Below are 18,683 nucleotides of genomic sequence, written 5' to 3' on the forward strand. Positions count from 1 at the left end.
CAATGTTGTGCACTGGCGCACGGGAGCGAGCGATGAAGGTGGTCCACGTCGTGCGCCAGTTCCATCCGTCCGTGGGCGGCATGGAGGAGGTCGCGCTGAACATCGCGCGGCGGCATCTGCAGCAGGGCCGCGATCAGGTCGAGGTGGTCACCCTGGACCGGGTCTTCACCCGGCCGCAGGAGCGGCTGGCGCAGCGCGATGCCTACCAGGGCGTGCCGATCCTGCGGCTGCCGTTCCGCGGCTCCTCGCGCTATCCGCTGGCGCCGAAGGTGCTGGCCGCGCTGCGCGGCGCCGATCTGGTGCACGTGCACGGCATCGATTTCTTCTACGACTTCCTGGCCTTGACCCGGGTCCTGCATGGCACGCCGATGATCGTCTCCACCCATGGCGGTTTCTTCCATACCACCTATGCCTCGCGGCTGAAGATGCTGTGGTTCAAGACCCTGACCCGGGCCTCGGCCTGGGCCTATGCGCGGGTCGTGGCGACCAGCGAGAACGACGGCCAGGTGTTCTCCGCGGTGGTCGCGCCGCAGCGCCTGCGGGTGATCGAGAACGGCGTGGACGTCGGCAAGTTCGCCGGGCAGGGCAGCGCGACGCCGGGGCGCACGCTGATCTATTTCGGGCGTTGGTCGGTCAACAAGGGCCTGCTGCAGACGCTGGACCTGCTGCGCGCGCTGGCGGCGCAGGATCCGGCATGGCAGCTGATCGTGGCCGGGCGCGAATACGACTTCAGCCAGGCCGACCTGCTGCAGGCGATCGCCGAACGCGGGCTGCAGGAGCGCGTGCAGCTGCACGCGGCGCCGTCGCAGGAGGAATTGGCGCGGCTGCTCGGCAGCGCGCAGTATTTCGTATGCCTGTCGCGGCACGAGGGCTTCGGCCTGGCCGCGGTCGAGGCGATGAGCGCCGGCCTGCTGCCGGTGCTGAGCGATATCCCGCCGTTCGCGCGCCTGGTGCGCGAATCGGCGCAGGGGGTGCTGGTGGATGCGGCCGATCCGCAGCGTGCCGCCGACGCGGTGCAGGCCTATGCGGCCGCGACCGATGCGAGCTTCGCCGCGCAGCGGCAGGCGGCCATGGCCTATGCGCAGCGCTACGACTGGGAGCACGTGGTCGGCGCCTATCTGAACGAATACCACGCGGCACTGGGCACCGCGGAGGGCGCGCGATGAGCGGCGAACCGCGCTGCAGCGGCGATGCGCGCGTGGCCGGCCCGGCGATCAGCGTGCTGCTGTCGACCGAACGGCCGACCGCGACCACCAATCCCTACCTGACCCAGCTGTATGCGGCGTTGCCGCAGCAGGTGCAGCTGCGCTTCTTCTCGATGCGCGCGGCGCTGCTGTCGCGCTACGACGTGCTGCACGTGCATTGGCCGGAATACATGATGCGGCACCGCACCGGCCTGGGCACGCTGGCCAAGCAGGCGTGCATGGCGCTGCTGCTGCTGCGGCTCAGGTTCGGCGGTGTGCCGCTGGTGCGCACCCTGCACAACGTGGCCCCGCACGAGGACAAGGGCTGGCGCGAGCGCCTGCTGCTGCGCTGGACCGACCGCCTGACCGCGCGCTGGATCCGCATCAACGCGACCACGCCCGAGCGCGCGCCGGCCACCGACACCATCCTGCACGGCCACTACCGCGACTGGTACGCGGCGATGCCGCAGCCGCCGCGGGTGCGCGGACGCCTGCTGCACTTCGGCCTGCTGCGCCCGTACAAGGGCGTGGAGACGCTGATCGCCACGCTGCAGGGCCTGCCCGATCCGGCGCTGAGCCTGCGCATCGCCGGCAATCCGATCAATTCGGAGATCCGCGCCGTGGTCGAACAGGCCTGCGCCGCCGATCCGCGGATCAGCGCGCGCCTGCAGTACGTGGAAGACGAGGTGCTGGCGCGCGAGGTCGGCGAGGCCGAACTGGTGGTGCTGCCGTACCGGCAGATGCACAACTCCGGCACGCTGCTGCTGGCCTTGTCGCTGGCGCGGCCGGTGCTGGCGCCGTGGAGCGCGGCCAATGCGGCGATCGCCGAAGAGGTCGGGCCGCAGTGGGTGCTGCTGTACCAGGACGAGCTGAATGCAGTGCAGCTGGCCAACGCACTGGCGCAGGCGCAGCGCCTGCCCGCCGACGCGGTGCCGGACCTGTCGCGGCGCGACTGGAGCGCGATCGGCCTGCAGCACTACCGCAGCTATCTGGATGCGCGCGGCGTGCGCAGCGAGGCGCCGGCATGAGCGCGGCCGAATCGCCGGGTCCCGCAGCACCGCCGCAGCGCAGCCTCGGCGCGCGCGCGGCCGGTGGCGCGGCGGTGACCATGGCCGGGCAGCTGGCGAAGATGGTGGTGCAGTTCGGCGGCATCGTGCTGCTGGCGCGGCTGCTGACCCCTTACGACTACGGCCTGATGGCGATGGTCACCGCGATCGTCGGCATGGCCGAGATCCTGCGCGACTTCGGCCTGTCCTCGGCCGCGATCCAGGCCAAGCACGTCAGCCGCGAGCAGCGCGACAACCTGTTCTGGATCAACAGCGGCATCGGCCTGGTGTTGGCGATCGTGGTGTTCCTGTCCTCGTCGTGGATCGCGCACTTCTATCGCGAGCCGGTGTTGCTGGGCATCTCGCAGGCGCTGGCGGTGACCTTCCTGCTCAACGGCATGACCACCCAGTACCGCGCGCATCTCAGCCGCGGGCTGCGCTTCGGCCAGGTGTCGCTGAGCGATGTCGGCGCGCAGGTCATGGGCCTGATCGCCGGGGTCGGCGTGGCCCTGGCCGGCTACGGCTACTGGGCGCTGGTGTGGCAGCAGGTGGTGCAGGCGCTGGTCAATCTGGCCATCGCCGGCGCCTGCGCGCGCTGGCTGCCGCGCGGCTACCGCCGCGACGCGCCGATGCGTGCGTTCCTGAGCTTCGGCTGGAACCTGATGGCCGCGCAGCTGCTCGGCTACGCCAGCCGCAACGTCGGCCAGGTGATCATCGGCCACCGCATCGGTGCCGAGGCGCTGGGCCTGTACAACCGCGCGTTCCAGCTGCTGATGATGCCGCTGAACCAGATCAATGCGCCGGCCACCTCGGTGGCGCTGCCGGTGCTGTCGCAGCTGCAGGACGATCCGCCGCGCTTCGGCAGCTTCCTGCTGCGCGGGCAGACGGTGATGGTGCACCTGATCGTGGCGCTGTTCTCCTGCGCTTGCGCGCTGGCGTTGCCGCTGATCGTGCTGGTGCTCGGCGAACAATGGCGCCCGGCGGTGCCGCTGTTCCAGGTGCTGACCCTCGGCGGCATCTTCCAGACCGCCTCCTACGCCACCTACTGGGTGTTCCTGGCGCACGGCCTGATGCGCCAGCAGCTGGTGTACTCGGTGGTCGGGCGGGTGATGCTGATCGCCTGCATCTTCGCCGGCTCGGTGTGGGGCGTGATGGGCGTGACCGTCGGCTACACGCTGGGCCTGCTGGTGATGTGGCCGCTGTCGGTGATCTGGATTGCCAAGGTGGCGCCGCAGGTACCGGCGCTGGAGCTGTTCAACAACGGCCTGCGCGCGATCCTCGGCTACGGCGCGGCCGGTGTGGCGGCGTACTTCGCCGCGCAGCACTGGGGCGGCAGTTCGCTGTGGCAGCAGCTGGCGGTGGGCGCCGTGGCGATGGCGCTGGGCTGCGTGCTGGTGTTCGCGCTGTGGCCGGCATTCCGCCGCGACGTGATGGCGATCCTCAACATGCGCACGCTATTGCGCGATGCCAGGGCCAAGCGATGACGCGCGAGCAGGCGATTTTTCCCGAACACCCTTACCGCAAAGGAGCGATGGCATGAGCGATTCTTCCGCGTCGGCGACGCTCGCCGCGGCACCGGCCGCGGCCATTGGCGGACGTCCGCCGTGCTATCTGGTGTTGTCGGCGCACGACTACCGCACGCCGCGCCGCGCCAACATCCACTTCATCGCCGACGAGCTGGCCAAGCGCGGCACCACGCGCTTCTTCTCGCTGCGCTACAGCCTGCTGTCGCGGCTCAAGGGCGACCTGCGGCTGCCGCTGGACGCCACCGCCAATACCGTGGTCGCCCACAAGGGCGTGGACTGCTACCTGTGGCGCGCGCCGCTGCACCCGTTCAACACGCGGCGGCGCTGGCTGCGGCCGCTGGAAGACCTGATGTTCAAGCTGTACGCGGCCAGGCCGCCGGCCACGCTGCTGCGCTGGATGCGCGAGGCGGACGTGATCGTGTTCGAAAGCGGCATCGCGGTGGCCTTCATCGCGCTGGCGGCGCGGATCAATCCGACCGCGCGCAAGGTCTACCGCGCCTCCGACGGCCTCAGCACGATCAATGTCGCCGACTACATCGAGCGCGAGTTCGAGCGCGTGGCGCCGAGCCTGGACGTGATCGCGCTGGTGTCGCCGGCGATGGCCGAGGAGATCTCCAGCCGCCACAACGTGTTCCATGTCGGCCATGGCGTGGACCACAACCTGGACACGCTCGGCGACCCGTCTCCGTATGGCGAGGGCATCCATGCGGTGGCGGTGGGTTCGATGCTGTTCGATCCCGCGTTTTTCGTCGCCGCCAGCCGCGCCTTCCCGCAGGTCACCTTCCACGTGATCGGCTCGGGCATGGGCCGTGCGCCGGGCTACGGCGACAACGTGCTGGTGTACGGGGAGATGAAGCACGCCGAGACCATCGGCTACATCAAGCACGCGCGCTTCGGCATCGCGCCGTATGCCTCCGAGCAGGTGCCGGTGTATCTGGCCGACAGCTCGATGAAGCTGCTGCAGTACGACTTCTTCGGCCTGCCGGCGGTGTGCCCGAACGCGGTGGTCGGCAGTTACCAGTCGCGCTTCGGCTATACCCCGGGCGACGAGGCCTCGATCGTGGCGGCGATCGAAAAGGCGCTGCAGGCGCCGCACGTGCGCCATCGCCAATGCCTGAGCTGGTCCGAAACCACGGACCGTGTCCTGGATCCGTCGGCCTATCCGGAAACCCGGCTTTTCGCAGGCGATGCCGCCTGACCAGGGCGCATTCGCCATCGAGCGCCATGCGCGCACCAAAAGGAGGGTTCTGCATTGTCCGCATTGCAAAAATGGATCGATTACCAAGAACGCCGCGCGCTGTTCTGGTGGAAACCGGAGAACGGGGGAGATCAACGTCGGCGATCATCTGTCCAAGATCATCGTGTCCAACGTGCCGGGGCGGCGCGACCGGACCCTGCTGCACAAGCGCGACAAGCGCAAGCGCCTGATCGCGATCGGCTCGGTGCTGCATTGCGCCAGCGATGGCGACACGGTGTGGGGCAGCGGCGTCAACGGCAAGATCCCGGCAGATCGGCACGGCTTCCGCACGCTCGACGTGCGTGCCGTGCGCGGACCCAAGACCCGCGCGTTGCTGCGCGAGCGTGGCCTGGAGGTGCCGGAGAGCTACAGCGATCCCGGGCTGCTGATGCCGCTGTGCTTCCCGCGCAGTGGCATGCCGACCTCAGCGTGGAGGAGTGCCGGCAACGCCGCATTCGATCTGAACGCCGTGCAGCGCGGTCTGTTGGAGAGTTTTCCCCATGACCTCCGGTGACCCGCAGGCCGGGCGCCAGGAGGTGATGGCGCTGGGCGGCTATCCGATCCTGCGCACCACCGAAGCGGCGTTCGCGCATGCGCTGTTCCAGGCGCAGGCGCGTGGCGAGCAGTGCCAGGTGTTCTTCGCCAACACCAACTTCGTGGTGCAGTGCCAGGCGCTGCGCGCGCGCCTGCGCGCGCCGGGCGTGCGCATCGTCAACGACGGCATCGGCATGGACCTGGGCGCGCTGCTGGTGCATGGCCGCCGCTTCGCCGGCAACCTCAACGGCACCGACCTGATTCCGTACCTGTGCCGGCACAGCCGGCGGCCGCTGCGCTTCTTCCTGCTCGGCGGGCGTCCGGGCGTGGCCCAGGCCGCCGCGCAGATGTTGCGGCAGACGCTGGGCCAGGACGTGGTCGGTACCTGCGACGGCTATGCCGAGTTCACGGCCGCCGGCGGCGCCCTGACCGAACGCATCAACGCCAGCGGCGCCGACGTGGTACTGGTGGCGTTCGGCAATCCGCTGCAGGAAACCTGGATCCTCGAGCATGCCGCGCAGCTGCGCGCGCCCTTGCTGTTCGGGGTCGGCGCGCTGCTGGATTTCCTGTCCGGCAATGCCCAGCGTGCGCCGGATTGGGTGCGCCGATTGCACATGGAGTGGATGTACCGCCTGTTGCGCGAGCCGCGGCGCCTGCTCAAGCGCTATAGCTGGGATCTGCTGGTGTTCTTCGGCGTATGCCTGCGCAACGGCCGGCACCTGCCCGGCGGCGCGGCCGCGGCCGGCGGCCCACAGGCGTCCTGAGTGCGGCAACCGCGCACGGGTTCTCGCTGACGGCGCCGTCGCCTGCCTGTGATGCCCGCGTGCGTAGGCACGGCCGGCTGGATTAGACTGCGTCATGTCTACGGAATCGTCCCCCCGCATCGCCACCTTGTTGCGCGACTTGTCGCTGCTGCCGCACCCGGAGGGCGGGCGCTATGCGCGCGTGCACACCTCCGCGCTGCAGGTCCAGCACGAGGGCATCACGCGCCCGGCCTGCACCGCGATCCGCTTCCTGCTGGTGCGCGGCGAGTGCAGCGATTGGCATCGGATCGATGCCGACGAAACCTGGCAATGGGAGGAGGGCGGCGCGCTGGAATTGCTGAGTTTCGATCCGCAGCACGGTCTGCAGCGCTACCGGATGGACGCCAGCGAGCGCGGCGGCCTGCCCGCGGTGGTGATCCGGGCCGGTAGCTGGCAGGCGGCGCGGCCGCTGGACGACTATAGCCTGGTGCGTTGCGTGGTGGCGCCAGGATTTTTGTGGGAACGCTTCGAATTGCTGCCCGCCACCGATCCGCTGGCCGCGTACCTGCCCAAGCTGGCGGGCTAACATCCTCGCACCGCGCCGGATCTGCAGCGTCGCGCCACATCCCTGGAGAGTGCTGCGCTGCCTTTGGCGAACGCGTTGAGAGGCATGGGGGCGGCGATATTGCTGGCGTTGGCGGCGCCGGCGGCGGCGCAGCAGCCCCCGCCGCCGTCCGCGCCGTCGCCCGCCGCGCCGGTGGTCGACCTGGATGCGGTGCTGGTGACCGGCCGCCTGCCCGGTCCTGGCCTGTGGCAGGTGCGCCGCGGCGACCACGTGTGGATCCTGGGCGCGTTGTCGCCGCTGCCCAAGCGCATGCAATGGGAGTCGGGCGCGGTGGAGCGGGCGATCGCCCGATCGCAGCAGGTCATCGCCGCACCGACGCTGTCGCTGTCCTCCAACCTGGGCGTGTTGCGCAGCATGCTGCTGCTGCCGTCGCTGCTCAAGGCGCGGCGCAACCCGGACGACCAGACCTTGCAGCAGGTGCTGCCGGCGGCACAGGCCGCACCACGGAACCTGGCGGCGCTCAGCCGGCCGCGGTGCGTGGCGGATTGGCGCCGGCCGCCAGCTGTGGCCAGCGCGCCAGGATCGCGGTGCGGATGCCGGCGGCATCGATGCCGGCTTCGGCCAGCAACTGCTCGCGGCTGGCATGGTGCTGGAACGCGTCGGGCAGGCCCAGCTGCAGCAGCGGGCGCAGCACGCCTTCGGCATTGAGCAGCTCGGCCACGCCGGAGCCGGCGCCGCCGGCCACCACGTTGTCCTCGATGGTCACGAAGCCGTCGTGGCTGCGCGCCAGTTCCAGCAGCAAGGCGCGATCCAGCGGCTTGACGAAGCGCATGTTGACCACGCTCAGGCCAAGTTCGCGGCCGACCTGTTCGGCCGCGGCCACGGTCGCGCCGAACGCCAGCAGCGCCAGCGTGGCGCCGTTCGCGCGGACCTGCGCCTTGCCGATCGGCAGCGTGTCCAGCGCCGTGCCGGGCGCCACGCCGGGACCGGTGCCGCGCGGATAGCGCACCGCGGCCGGGCCGGCGTGCTGCAGGCCGGTGCTGAGCATCTGCCGGCACTCGGCCTCGTCGGCCGGGGCCATCACCAGCAGATGCGGTACGCAGCGCAGGAAGCTCAAATCCAGGTTGCCGGCGTGGGTGGCGCCGTCGGGGCCGACCACGCCGCCGCGGTCGATCGCGAACAGCACGTCGAGCTGCTGCAGCGCCACGTCGTGCACCAGCTGGTCGTAGCCGCGCTGCAGGAAGGTCGAGTAGATCGCCACCACCGGTTTGGCGCCCTGCGCGGCCATGCCCGCGGCCAGCGTCACCGCGTGCTGCTCGGCGATCGCCACGTCGAAGTAGCGCTGCGGGTATTCCTTGCTGAAGCGCACCAGGCCCGAGCCTTCGCGCATCGCCGGGGTGATCGCCAGCAGCGCCGGCTCGGCCGCGGCCATGTCGCAGACCCAGTCGCCGAACACGTCGGTATAGGTCGGCGCCTTGGCGCCCGGCTTGGACACCAGGCCCTTGCTGGGATCGAACGGGCCGACCGCGTGGTAGCCGATCTGGTCGCCCTCGGCCAGCTCGTAGCCCTTGCCCTTGGTGGTGATCACGTGCAGCAGCTGCGGTCCCTTCAGCGTCTGCAGCGTCTTCAGCGCGCCGATCAGCGCCGGCAGGTCGTGGCCGTCGATCGGCCCGGTGTAGTGGAAGCCCATCTCCTCGAACAGCGTGGACGGCACGAACATGCCCTTCCAGTGCTCTTCCCAGCGGCGCACGAAACGCGCGGTGGGGTTGCTCTTCTTGTCGCCGAGGATCTTCTTGCCGCTCTCGCGGATCGCATTGAGGGTCTTGCTGCCGCTCATCCGGCCGAGCATCTTGGTGACCCCGCCGACCGCCTCGGAGATCGACATGCGGTTGTCGTTGAGGATCACCAGCAGGTTCGGTTCCGGGTCCATGCCGCCGGCGTGGTTCAAGGCCTCGTAGGCCATGCCCGCAGTCATCGCGCCGTCGCCGATCACCGCCACCACCTTGCGCTCGTCGCCGGCGCGCTGCAGCGCGATGGCCATGCCCAGCGCCGCGGAGATCGAGGTGGAGGAATGGCCGACGCCGAAGGTGTCGTATTCGCTTTCCTCGCGCTTGGGAAACGGCGCCACGCCGCCGGCCTGCTTGACCGAATGGATCCGGTCGCGGCGCCCGGTGAGGATCTTGTGCGGATAGGTCTGATGGCCGACGTCCCACACCAATTGGTCGACAGGGGTGTCGTAGAGATAGTGCAGGGCCACGGTGAGTTCGATCACGCCCAGGCCGGCGCCGAAATGGCCGCCGCTCTTGCCGACGCACTCGATCAGGTAGGCGCGCAGTTCCTCCGCGATCGCCGGCAGCTCCAACTCCTCGAAGCGGCGCAGTTCGGCGGGGATCTGGATGCGCGCGAGGCGCGGATAGCGGGTGGGGTCGATCATCGGGATTAGGGTTCAGCTGACCGGTCATTTTCCTCCCCATTCCGGGTACGGGCAAGCAACCCGTTCAGTTGCGCACGGGCGCAGGCCGCGGTGCAGGGCAGGTGCGGCAATCCGTCGCAGTGCGCGGCGGCGTGCGATTCAGACCGACAGCTTGGAGCGCTTGGGCAATTGCGCCTTCAGGAACGACATCTGGTCGGCGAGGATGTTGCGGTTGGACAGGATCAGGTGCTCGATCCAGCTCGGCCGGTAGGGGACCGCCAGCAGCGGCATCGACGCCTGCTGCGGGGTGCGGTTGCCCTTGCGCGAATTGCAGTGGAAACACGCGGTGACCACGTTTTCCCAAGTGTCGCGGCCGCCCTTGGACACCGGCATGACATGGTCGCGGGTCAGTTGCGGGCGGCTGAACTGCTGGCCGCAGTACAGGCACAGCTGCGCATCGCGGGCGAACAGCGCGGTATTGGTCAGGGTCGGCGTGGGATCGAGCGCGCGCGCGCGGGCATGGCCGCGCGCGGCGATGATCGGATGCAGATGCAGCACGCTGCGCTCGCCGCTGGCGCGCGACATGCCGCCGTGGATGTGCATGCACGGCTCGCCCAGGGTCCAGGCCACCGCGCCGCGCGCATACAGGCACGCGGCGGACTGCCAGTTGATCCAGTCCAGCACCCGGCCATGCGCATCCAGCGACAGCAGTCGCACCGAAGGCAGATGGGCGTGAACAGGGGGGGGAGGGGGCGGCGGCAACGACGCCTCGCCGGCCGAAGCGGCGAAGGCTCCGGTATCGATCAGACCAAGCGTTGTTGTGTCTGTCTCCATCGGGACAACAGCTTATACCCGATTGTTGACGATGTGTGTATCGAGGCGGGCCGGATCCGCGCGCCCGGCACGCGATGCTGCCGGGCGGGCGCTGCGTATCGCTCAGAAGTGCGCGTCGGCCATCGCCATCAGCGGTTCGGCGCCGGCCTCGATCACCGCGGCATGGGTCAGCGTGCGCGGCAGCAGCTTGGCGTAGTAGAAGCGCGCGGTCTCGCGCTTGGACTGCTTGAACGCGTCGCTGTGCGCGGAGGCGTCGGCGGCGGCGACGCTGCGCGCCCACCAGTAGGCCAGCACCACGTAGCCGGAATGGAACACGTAGTCGTAGCTGGCCGCGCCCAGCTCGTCGGCGTTGCCGGCGGCGCGCTGCAGGATGCGCTTGGTCAGCGCCGCCCATTCGCCGGCCTTCGCGCGCAGCGGGCCGACGAACTCGGCCACCGCCGGGTTGTCGGCGTGCTCGGCGAGGAAGGCCTCGATCTGCGCCAGGAACAGCTTCAGCCCCGCGCCCTGGCTGGACGCGGTCTTGCGCCCGATCAGGTCCAGTGCCTGGATGCCGGTGGTGCCCTCGTACAAGGTGGTGATGCGCGCATCGCGCGCCAACTGCTCCATGCCGTGCTCGTGGATGTAGCCGTGGCCGCCGAAGCACTGCAGCGCGTGATAGGTGTTCTCCACGCCCCATTCGGTCTGGCAGGCCTTGGAGATCGGGGTCAGGAAACTGACCAGCACGTCGGCCTGCTCGCGTTCGGCCGGATCCTGCGCATGGTGGGCGATGTCGATCAGGGTCGCGGCGTGCAGCGCCAGCAGGCGGCTGCCTTCGGTCAGCGCCTTCACCGTCAGCAGCATGCGGCGCACGTCCGGGTGCACCAGGATCGGGTCGGCCGGCTTGTCCGGCAGCTTGGCGCCAGTCAGCGAACGCGACTGCAGGCGCTCGCGCGCATAGCGCAGGGCGTTCTGGTAGGCGCGCTCGGACAGGCCGATGCCTTGCAGGCCGACGCCCAGCCGCGCCGTGTTCATCATCGTAAACATGGCCTGCAGGCCCTTGTGCGGCTGGCCGACCAGGTAGCCCTGCGCGCCGTCGAAGTTCATCACGCAGGTGGCCGAGCCGTGGATGCCCATCTTGTGTTCCAGCGAGCCGCAGCGCACCGCGTTGCGCGCGCCGACGCTGCCGTCGCGGGCGACCTTGAACTTCGGCACCACCAGCAGCGAGATGCCCTTGGCCCCGGCCGGGGCATCGGGCAGCCGCGCCAGCACCAGATGCACGATGTTGTCGGTGAAGTCGTGCTCGCCGGCGGTGATGAAGATCTTGGTGCCGCTGACCGACCAGCTGCCGTCGGCATTGGGTTCGGCGCGGGTCTTGAGCAGGCCCAGGTCGGTGCCGCAGTGCGGCTCGGTCAGGCACATGGTGCCGGTCCAGCGGCCATCCACCAGCGGCTTCAGGAACACTTCCTGCTGCCAGGCCTCGCCGTGCTGCTTCAGCGCCTCGACCGCGCCGTGCGACAGCAGCGGAAAGTTGCCCCAGGCCAGATTGGCCGCGTTGACCATCTCGTTGAGCGGCACGCCCAGCGTATGCGGCAGGCCCTGGCCGCCGAACTCGACCGCGGCGGTCAGCCCGGTCCAGCCGCCCTCGGCGAACTGCCGGTAGGCCTCGCGGAAGCCCGGTGCAGTGGTGACCGCACCGGTGGCCGCGTCCAGCGTGCAGCCGTGTTCGTCGCCGACCCGGTTCAGCGGCGCCAGCACGCTGCCGGTGAAGCGCGCGGCTTCCTCCAGCACGGCGTCGACCACGTCGGCGGTGGCCTCGGCATAGCCCAGGCGGGCGAACAGCGTCTCCACCTGCAGGACGTCGTGCAGCGCGAAGCGCAGGTCGGTCAGCGGGGCTTGGTAGATGCTCATGCGGTCGCTCGGACAGAGGCCGCGGCGCGGCCGAGGTGCGCAGGATACTACGGCGTATGGATGTGGGGCGGAGATTGGGGATTGGAGATTCGGGATTCGTAACGGCCGTCGCGCGGAGTGGAAGATCGGAGGTCCGCCGTTGGCTTCTGCGAATCCCCAATCCCGAATCCCCAATCCCGAATCCCGAATCACGGCCCCTCATGCACCGTCACTGTCGCGGTCATGCCCGCCGCCAGGATCGTGTCCTTGGGCACGCTGGCCGGGTCGATGCGCACCCGCACCGGCACCCGCTGCGCCAGGCGGATCCAGTTGAAGGTGGGGCTGACGTCGGCGAGCAGGGTGGTGTCGGTTGGGTTGTCGCTGTCGGCGATGCCGCGGGCGATGCCCTCGACCCGGCCGCGCAGCAGCACCCCGCCGCTCATCATGCGGATGTCGGCGCGATCGCCGACGTGCACCCGCGGCAGCTTGGTCTCCTCGAAATAGCCGTAGACCCACATCGCATCGTCGCGGACCAGCGCCAGCCGCGCGCTGCCGGCCTGGGCATAGTCGCCGACGCGCACGTCCAGGTTGGTGATGTAGCCGTCGGCGGTGGCGCGGACCTGGGTGCGCTGCAGGTCCAGCTCGGCCAGGTCGACCGCGGCCTGGGACTGTGCGACCGTGGCCTGCGCCTGCGCCCGCGTGGCGCCGGCCTCGTCGCGCTCGGCGATGCTGCGGTGCAGGTCGGCCTGTGCCGAGCGTGCGGTGGCATCGGCGTCGGAAACGTCCTCGTCGGAGTACGCCGAGGCGGCGCGGGCACGGCGCTCGGCCTGGGCGTGGCGCATCTGGAATGCGGCCTCGCTCGATGCCTGGCTGGCTACCGCGGCGGAGATGCTGGCAGTGGCCGAGCGCGTCTGCGCCTGGGCGGAGGCCAGGTCGGCACGGTCCTGCTCCAGCGCCAGCTCGAAGCGCCGGCGGTCGATGCTGAACAGCAGGTCGCCGCGCTTGACGTGCTGGTTGTCGGCCACCGCGACCGCGTCGACCAGGCCGGATACGTCCGGGGCGATGTGCACCACCTCGGCGCGTATGCGGCCATCGCGGGTCCATGGCGACAGCATGTAGTGGCGCCACAGCGCGTGCGCGAGCAGGGCGGCGATCAGCACGATCGCCGCGGTCAGGCCGAAACGGATCAGGGCGGGGATTTTCATGGCGGGACTCACGGCAGAAGGAGCAGGCCTAGCGTGGCGAAGGCGCCGACGTAGATGGCCAGACGGAGCAGGGGTGGGTGCCAGGCATAGCGGTACAGCCCCGTGCGACCGGCGAGCGCGTCGAGCGCCCACGCGATCAGCAGCAGCACGGCGGCCAGCGCCAGCAGGCCGGGCACGTACACGCCGGCGATCGAGATTTCAGCGGGAAGCAGCATCGGCGGCTCCTGGCGAGGTCGGGGCGAGCGCGTCTTCGGTCAGCGCGGCGAGTACGGAATCGGGGTCGAGCAGCGCGCCGCGCAGCAGCTGCAAGTGCTCGCGGACGGGCTTCCAGCGCAGCGGTACGCCGCCATCAAGGCGGCTCGCCGCCAGCGCCGCGTCGATGCGCTGCAGGGCCAGGTGGTGCCGGTCGGGCGAGGGCGCCAGGTATAGCGCGGCCAGCGCCTGCAGCGCGGCATCGACCGCGGCCGCCAGCTGCGCCGGCAGGTCGCCTTCGGCGGCGTCGCCGCGCAGCTCGATCAAGGTACGCGCGATCTCGTGTACCGAGCGCGCCCAGCCGAGCAGTTCGCGCAGCTCAGCGCTGTCCGGCGGCGTGTGTGCGACGATCTGCTGGAACAGGTCGCGGTTGACGCTTTCCAGGCGCAGCTGCAGGCCGGGCAGCGGCGCCTGCGCGGCCAGCGTAGTCTGCCGCCGCAGCTGTTCCAGCAGGCGCCGGCGATGCCAGCGCGTGCCGATCACCGGCGGCACGAACACGAACGCCATGCTCACCGCCAGCGTGCCGAGCAGCAGCGGCACCACGCTGTTGAAGGTGGTGACGGCGTCGAAGCTCGGCGTGGGCTGGACCGCGAGGATCGAGATGAAGGCGAGATTGGCGCCGGTGGCGAAGCCGAACAAGGCCGGTTTCGAGGCCAGATACAGGGTCAGCAGCAGGAACGGCGCGGTGCCGGCGACGAACAGGCCATAGCCGTCCATCTGCGGCAACACCAGCAGCTGGCAGACGGTCCCCAGCACAGCGCCGAACACGAAGCCCTTGAACAGCGAGTGCGCGAGCGTGGGCGCATTGGCGCTGGACGACACGATTGCGCTCAGCGCCACCGCCTGGAACACCGCGTTGGCGCCGCTGATCCAGCCGGCATGGATCCACAGCCAGCACATCGCTGCCGTCAGCAGTGCGCTGCGCAACGCGGTCAGCGCGGCCGTCGCATAGTCGTTGCCGCGCACGAACACCGCGGTGTCGCCTTCGGCGTGCGGCGTGCGCCACTGCTGCACCGCGACCAGCGCGGCCTCGGTGGCGGCATAATCGTGCAGCTCGCCGAAGAAGCGCCGCAGCAGCGAGACGCCGGTGTCGAAGCCCTCATGGCGCGCGCTGGGCAGCGCCTCGCGTGCGGCTGCCGCGCGCGGCGCCAGCGCGTCGCGGCATGCGGCCAGCCTGCGCGCGATTTCGGCGGTACGTTCGCGGCCGCCGCGCTCGCTCAGCGCGGCTTGCAGCGGCCGGGACAGGCCGATCAGCGCGTCGGCGACATCGCTCTCGGCCTGGCGCAGCAAGCGGTTGATGTAGTGGTGCAGCGACTGGAAACTGGTGGATACCGCCATGAAGCGCTGGTTGAGCAGGCGCAGGCGGCCGCTGCGCACGCGCGCCTCCGGGTCTTCGAACACCACCGAGCTGCGCAGGTCCTCGATGTTCACCGCATCGCGGACGAAGCGCAGGTGCGCCTGTTCCAGCGCGGCGCGCGGCAACTGGCCGCCGGCGGCGTCGCGGACGAAATCGAGGAACCCGTCGTAGGTGCTGCGCACGGTGTCGCGCAGGGTCTGGCGCAGGCGGCTGGGAAACACCACGTCGCTGATCACGCCGGTGACCAGCAGTCCCAGCAGCACCTCGGTCATGCGCGCCATGACCAGCGTGAACACGTTCTGCGGTTGGTCCACCGCCGGCAGCGCAATCAGCGCAACGGTATAGCCGGACAGCACGAAGGCATAGGCCTTGAAGTTGCGGTACAACAGCGCGCCGCCGGTGCACAGGCCGATCCAGATCGCCAGCGCCAGCACGAACAGCACCGGCTCCTGCGGGAACAAGGCGACCATCGTCAGCGAGGCGACGCTGCCGATCAGCGTGCCCAGCACGCGATAGAAGCCCTTCGCGAATACCATGCCGGTCTGCCGGTGCATGACTACCACCACGGTGATCATCGCGGTCATCGGCGAGGACAGATCCAGGCGCAGCGCGATCCAGCCGGCGATGTAGATCGACAGCAGCGTGCGCAGCACGAACAGCCAGGCTTCGCCTTCGCCGCGCAGCGCGTCGGCCAGTAGCGCGCGCAGGCGCGGCGGCGTGGCCGCGGGTGCGCCGGCGCCGGCATCGGTGTCGTTGGGACTCACGCGCTGTCCTCCACGCTGCGCAGCAATTTCTTCAGCAGCGCTTCCAACTGCGCCAGTTCGGCGCGCTCCAGGTGTTGCGTGTAGCCGCCGAGCTGTGCGAACACGTCGGGGATGAACGCCTCGATCAGGCGCTTGCCTTCGGCGGTCAGGCGCAGCAGCAGCATGCGCCGGTCCTCGGTGCTGGGAGTGCGCTGGATCAGGCCCTTGTCGACCAGGTGGCTGGTCAGGCGGGTGATGTTGGCCGATTTCTCGCTGGCCGCGTCGCTCAGCTGCGAGGGATTCAAGGTTGCGTCGGGGCTGGCGTCGATCATCATCAGCACGTTGTACTCGGAGTAGTTCAGGCCATGGACCCGCAGCAGGTCGTTGCCGTGTTCCAGGATCAGCTTGTGCAGCAACTTGATCAGGCGCACGACCGTGGCCGAGTCGCGGGGGAAGCCCGGATGCTTGCGGCCGATGACCTCCAGGTGCTGCTCGGTGGCAGCGAAGCGGCTCATGGCTGAGTGGCCTTTTTATACATATAAATATATTACATTTATGTATTAATTTTTCATTAACATTGGCTGAACGCGCACGCACACAGCGCGCTGGCGGTATTGGGATTGGGCGCGAACGACGCTTTCATCGATGCCAGGCGCCTGCTGCGGACCGGTACGGCGAGCGGCCCACCGAGGCGGCGGCTGCAATCTGCGATGAGGCGGTCGACGGGCTCGGCGGTTCGGCCCGAGGTCATGCGCGGATCAGTCGGTGCGTTCGGAGAGCCGCGCCGGCGCGGTGGAGGCCGGCTAGGGCGTGTCATCCATCCCCAAGCAGATCGCAGCCCTGCGGGGTGGGCCTGTCAGGCCGCCAGCCGGCACCGCGCGGCGTGACCTGACCGCCCGTCAGGCGCTGCGCCACGCAGCGCTGGCTGGCGACCTGACAGACCCAACGCGGCCTACCCGGAAATCGATGACACGCCTTAGCGCAGGACGCCGTCCAGCCCAGGCGCGGGCGTCAGCATGTTGTGCGTGTCGATCTCGAAGTTGCGCTGCTGCTTCTCTTCCGGCGTGGCGTCGATGCTGCCCTTGAGCGTGTAGTCGAGGCTGCGGCGGCCGGCCAGCGCATCGGCAACGGCGATGCGGGCGGCCGAACTCGGGCGCAGCGCGACGCCGACCACATCCGCCGTTTCCGGTCCGATCGAGATCCCTGGCGCGAGCTGCAGGGTCCCGGCGGCTTCGCCGCCCACGCCCAGGTCCAGGCGCACGCTGTCGTAGCGCATCGGGATGCTGCTGTAGTTCTGCAGGCGCAAGTCCAGCTTCCAACTGCCGTCCATGTTGACGGTGAGCTGCTGCAGGCTGGCCGCGGGGTCGGACACGCGGCGCACCATGCCATCGCCGCAGGCGGCCAGCAGCGCAGTGCACAACACGAGCAAGCCGAGGCGAAGCCGCTGACGCATGACCGGATTCCAGAGACATGAGGAACGGCCAAGAATACTACGGCGCCTCCGTACCCAGCGTGGCCAGGCGTGTCACCCATCCCCGAGTAGCTGCGCGCCACTCCTGCGCGCGTGTCCACGCCCGCGCGCTGACCCCGCGCGCTGACACGGAAGCATGCATGCGCAACAGCGGCCTGCGGGTTGGGTCTGTCAGGCCGCCAGCCGGCGCCGCGCGGCGTGATCTGACCGCCCGTCAGGCGCTGCGCCACGCAGCAGCGGCTGACGGCCTGCCAGATCCAACGCGGCCTACTCGGGAATCGGTGACACGCCCTGGCGCCAAGTCGCAGGCGTGCTCCCCGCTGCCGTCCATGCCTCGGTCGCACGCTTCCAGCCAGGCCGCGCCGTCTCGTAGCCGTCGTCCCGTCGCCGCTCCGGTGTTCCACCGCGCTGCGGGACTTCGTCGCTCCGGCACAACCACAGCAGGGTGTTCGCGCCGATCCACCTTGCCGCAGGTCGGCGGCGCGCCCGCGGCTCTCCGGACGGCGGCGCTCGCAGGACGCGTTGCCGCGCGGTGCGCCGGCTGGCCAGCCGGACCGGGCGCCGCTGCCGGCAGCGCCATCGGCCCAATGGCCAATACGATGGCCTGGCGGTGTCGCGGTGTCGCGGTGTCCTCGGCCGCCTGGCCCATGAGCATCGCCAGCGGCGTCCGTGCCCGTGCATGGGCCAGGCGCCGAGGACGCCATCAGCATGCGCGGCGGCGGAGTCCGGCGTAGTCGGTGGACCGTGCCGCCTGGTAGGGAAATTCCGCAATGCCGCACTTGCCCAATCCCGAGCGCATCGCTATGCTGCGCGTCCCCGCACCGGTCCTGCCGCGTTGCGCAGTGGCCGAGTAGCTCAGTTGGTAGAGCAGGGGATTGAAAATCCCCGTGTCGGCGGTTCGATTCCGTCCTCGGCCACCATTCCATGAAAGGCTTGCAGAAATGCAGGCCTTTTTTTGCGCCATACCTGCAGGCCGGCGTCGCCGCGCTGCAGCGTAAGCGCCCGGGCATTGGCGGCCACGTTTGCCTGGGGCGCGGGCAGGTCGCAGCAATGGCCGCTGCGAGTGCGACATTGCGTGCCGACTTGCGCATGATGGCCGGCTTGGCTCCGCGATCCTCGGTGAACTGGGCGGCGGTCCAAATACGCGTTTCATCATGTGCGGCCGGGCTGCGTTTACGTTCGTAGACAAGTGCTTGGCTCGCCGAGTTTTACGTGATATGCCGCTCAGCCAAGCGTCCTTGCTGTCGTAATCATAGGGACACGATCAATCGGGGGTGCCAATGAACAGGGACGTGTTGCGTCTATGCATATGCGCTGCGGCACTGGCGGCCGCAGGCGGCGCCAGTGCCGCTTCGACGGCGAGCAAGCCAGATGCGGACAGCTACCGTGGCGGTACCAATTGGGGCGCGCCGTACATCGAGCAGGTCGGCTCGGAGTGCATGATGGTCAATGTGTACTTGGAGCAGCGCGACGGTGTGAGCGAGCAGGTCATCCTGCGCGAGCCGGTGGAATGCAGCAGCACTTATGGTCTGGACCTTGCCGTGGCCGATCTGACGCACTAGCACGCAGCGCAGATCCGCTCCGGCGGCATCATCACTCCTATGCAACTGCCGCCGCCGCGTGCGGCGCCTGCCGCGTCTGCAACTGTCGGCGAGCCGCAGTGGGGGCCAGGCTTGGAGCCAGCGCCCGGATCGCGCAATCGCCAGG

General features: G+C 69.6%; 15 protein-coding genes, 1 tRNA gene and 2 pseudogenes. 10 read left to right on the plus strand and 8 right to left on the minus strand.

The window, feature by feature from the left end:
* Positions 1 to 32: 32 nt before the first annotated feature.
* From FZ025_RS16355 to FZ025_RS16390, 8 genes and pseudogenes are all read left to right on the plus strand, one after another.
* Positions 33 to 1,166 carry a glycosyltransferase family 4 protein gene (locus FZ025_RS16355; RefSeq protein WP_046978961.1) on the plus strand — a complete coding sequence of 378 codons (1,134 nt, stop codon included), beginning with the start codon at positions 33 to 35 and terminating at the stop codon, positions 1,164 to 1,166.
* On the plus strand, positions 1,163 to 2,212 hold the full coding sequence (locus FZ025_RS16360) for a GDP-mannose--glycolipid 4-beta-D-mannosyltransferase (protein ID WP_046978960.1): 1,050 nt from the start codon (positions 1,163 to 1,165) through the stop codon (positions 2,210 to 2,212). The genes FZ025_RS16355 and FZ025_RS16360 overlap by 4 nt, the downstream gene beginning before the upstream one ends.
* On the plus strand, positions 2,209 to 3,714 hold the full coding sequence (locus FZ025_RS16365) for a lipopolysaccharide biosynthesis protein (protein ID WP_046978959.1): 1,506 nt from the start codon (positions 2,209 to 2,211) through the stop codon (positions 3,712 to 3,714). The genes FZ025_RS16360 and FZ025_RS16365 overlap by 4 nt, the downstream gene beginning before the upstream one ends.
* Positions 3,715 to 3,766: 52 nt before the next feature.
* Positions 3,767 to 4,954, plus strand: a complete 1,188-nt coding sequence (locus FZ025_RS16370) for a GumK N-terminal domain-containing glycosyltransferase (RefSeq protein WP_046978958.1) — start codon at positions 3,767 to 3,769, stop codon at positions 4,952 to 4,954.
* A 54-nt stretch (positions 4,955 to 5,008) separates the two neighbouring features.
* Positions 5,009 to 5,411, plus strand: a pseudogene (locus FZ025_RS16375) (polysaccharide pyruvyl transferase family protein); the annotation flags it as partial.
* 82 nt (positions 5,412 to 5,493) lie between these two features.
* Complete coding sequence (locus tag FZ025_RS16380; RefSeq protein ID WP_046978957.1) at positions 5,494 to 6,291, plus strand: WecB/TagA/CpsF family glycosyltransferase; 798 nt, start codon at positions 5,494 to 5,496, stop codon at positions 6,289 to 6,291.
* A gap of 94 nt (positions 6,292 to 6,385) precedes the next feature.
* Entirely contained in the window at positions 6,386 to 6,856 is a 471-nt protein-coding gene (locus tag FZ025_RS16385) for a cupin domain-containing protein (RefSeq protein WP_046978956.1), read from the plus strand.
* Positions 6,857 to 6,940: 84 nt separating this feature from the next.
* Positions 6,941 to 7,276: pseudogene (locus FZ025_RS16390) on the plus strand (TraB/GumN family protein); the annotation flags it as partial.
* Between the two features lie 79 nt (positions 7,277 to 7,355).
* On the opposite strand, the gene dxs reads toward FZ025_RS16390, so the two are convergent.
* The 8 genes from dxs to FZ025_RS16430 all read right to left on the minus strand — a co-directional run bounded on the left by dxs (position 7,356) and on the right by FZ025_RS16430 (position 16,958).
* Positions 7,356 to 9,269, minus strand: coding sequence for a 1-deoxy-D-xylulose-5-phosphate synthase (gene dxs, locus FZ025_RS16395; protein ID WP_046978954.1), 1,914 nt, complete (start codon positions 9,267 to 9,269; stop codon positions 7,356 to 7,358).
* 138 nt (positions 9,270 to 9,407) lie between these two features.
* On the minus strand, positions 9,408 to 10,082 hold the full coding sequence (locus tag FZ025_RS16400; RefSeq protein WP_046978953.1) for an HNH endonuclease: 675 nt from the start codon (positions 10,080 to 10,082) through the stop codon (positions 9,408 to 9,410).
* 102 nt (positions 10,083 to 10,184) lie between these two features.
* On the minus strand, positions 10,185 to 11,969 hold the full coding sequence (locus FZ025_RS16405) for an acyl-CoA dehydrogenase C-terminal domain-containing protein (RefSeq protein ID WP_046978952.1): 1,785 nt from the start codon (positions 11,967 to 11,969) through the stop codon (positions 10,185 to 10,187).
* Positions 11,970 to 12,157: 188 nt separating this feature from the next.
* Complete coding sequence (locus tag FZ025_RS16410; RefSeq protein ID WP_046978951.1) at positions 12,158 to 13,153, minus strand: HlyD family secretion protein; 996 nt, start codon at positions 13,151 to 13,153, stop codon at positions 12,158 to 12,160.
* An 8-nt stretch (positions 13,154 to 13,161) separates the two neighbouring features.
* Positions 13,162 to 13,368, minus strand: coding sequence for a DUF1656 domain-containing protein (locus FZ025_RS16415; protein ID WP_046978950.1), 207 nt, complete (start codon positions 13,366 to 13,368; stop codon positions 13,162 to 13,164).
* The gene (locus FZ025_RS16420) at positions 13,352 to 15,526 is read right to left on the minus strand and encodes an FUSC family protein (RefSeq protein ID WP_053057213.1); all 2,175 of its coding nucleotides are present in this window, start codon (positions 15,524 to 15,526) and stop codon (positions 13,352 to 13,354) included. Before FZ025_RS16420 ends, FZ025_RS16415 begins: the two co-directional genes overlap by 17 nt.
* Positions 15,523 to 16,020 carry a MarR family winged helix-turn-helix transcriptional regulator gene (locus FZ025_RS16425; protein WP_046978949.1) on the minus strand — a complete coding sequence of 166 codons (498 nt, stop codon included), beginning with the start codon at positions 16,018 to 16,020 and terminating at the stop codon, positions 15,523 to 15,525. Before FZ025_RS16425 ends, FZ025_RS16420 begins: the two co-directional genes overlap by 4 nt.
* Positions 16,021 to 16,481: 461 nt before the next feature.
* Positions 16,482 to 16,958, minus strand: coding sequence for an LEA/WHy family protein (locus FZ025_RS16430; protein WP_046978947.1), 477 nt, complete (start codon positions 16,956 to 16,958; stop codon positions 16,482 to 16,484).
* Positions 16,959 to 17,820: 862 nt separating this feature from the next.
* Between FZ025_RS16430 and FZ025_RS16435 the strand changes: the two genes are divergently transcribed.
* Together FZ025_RS16435 and FZ025_RS16440 are read left to right on the plus strand one after the other, a co-directional pair.
* Positions 17,821 to 17,896 (plus strand) — tRNA-Phe (locus tag FZ025_RS16435).
* A gap of 360 nt (positions 17,897 to 18,256) precedes the next feature.
* The gene (locus tag FZ025_RS16440; protein ID WP_046978946.1) at positions 18,257 to 18,538 is read left to right on the plus strand and encodes a hypothetical protein; all 282 of its coding nucleotides are present in this window, start codon (positions 18,257 to 18,259) and stop codon (positions 18,536 to 18,538) included.
* The last annotated feature ends 145 nt before the right edge of the window (positions 18,539 to 18,683 follow it).

The sequence above is a fragment of the Xanthomonas hyacinthi genome, assembly GCF_009769165.1.
Lineage (GTDB): Bacteria > Pseudomonadota > Gammaproteobacteria > Xanthomonadales > Xanthomonadaceae > Xanthomonas_A > Xanthomonas_A hyacinthi.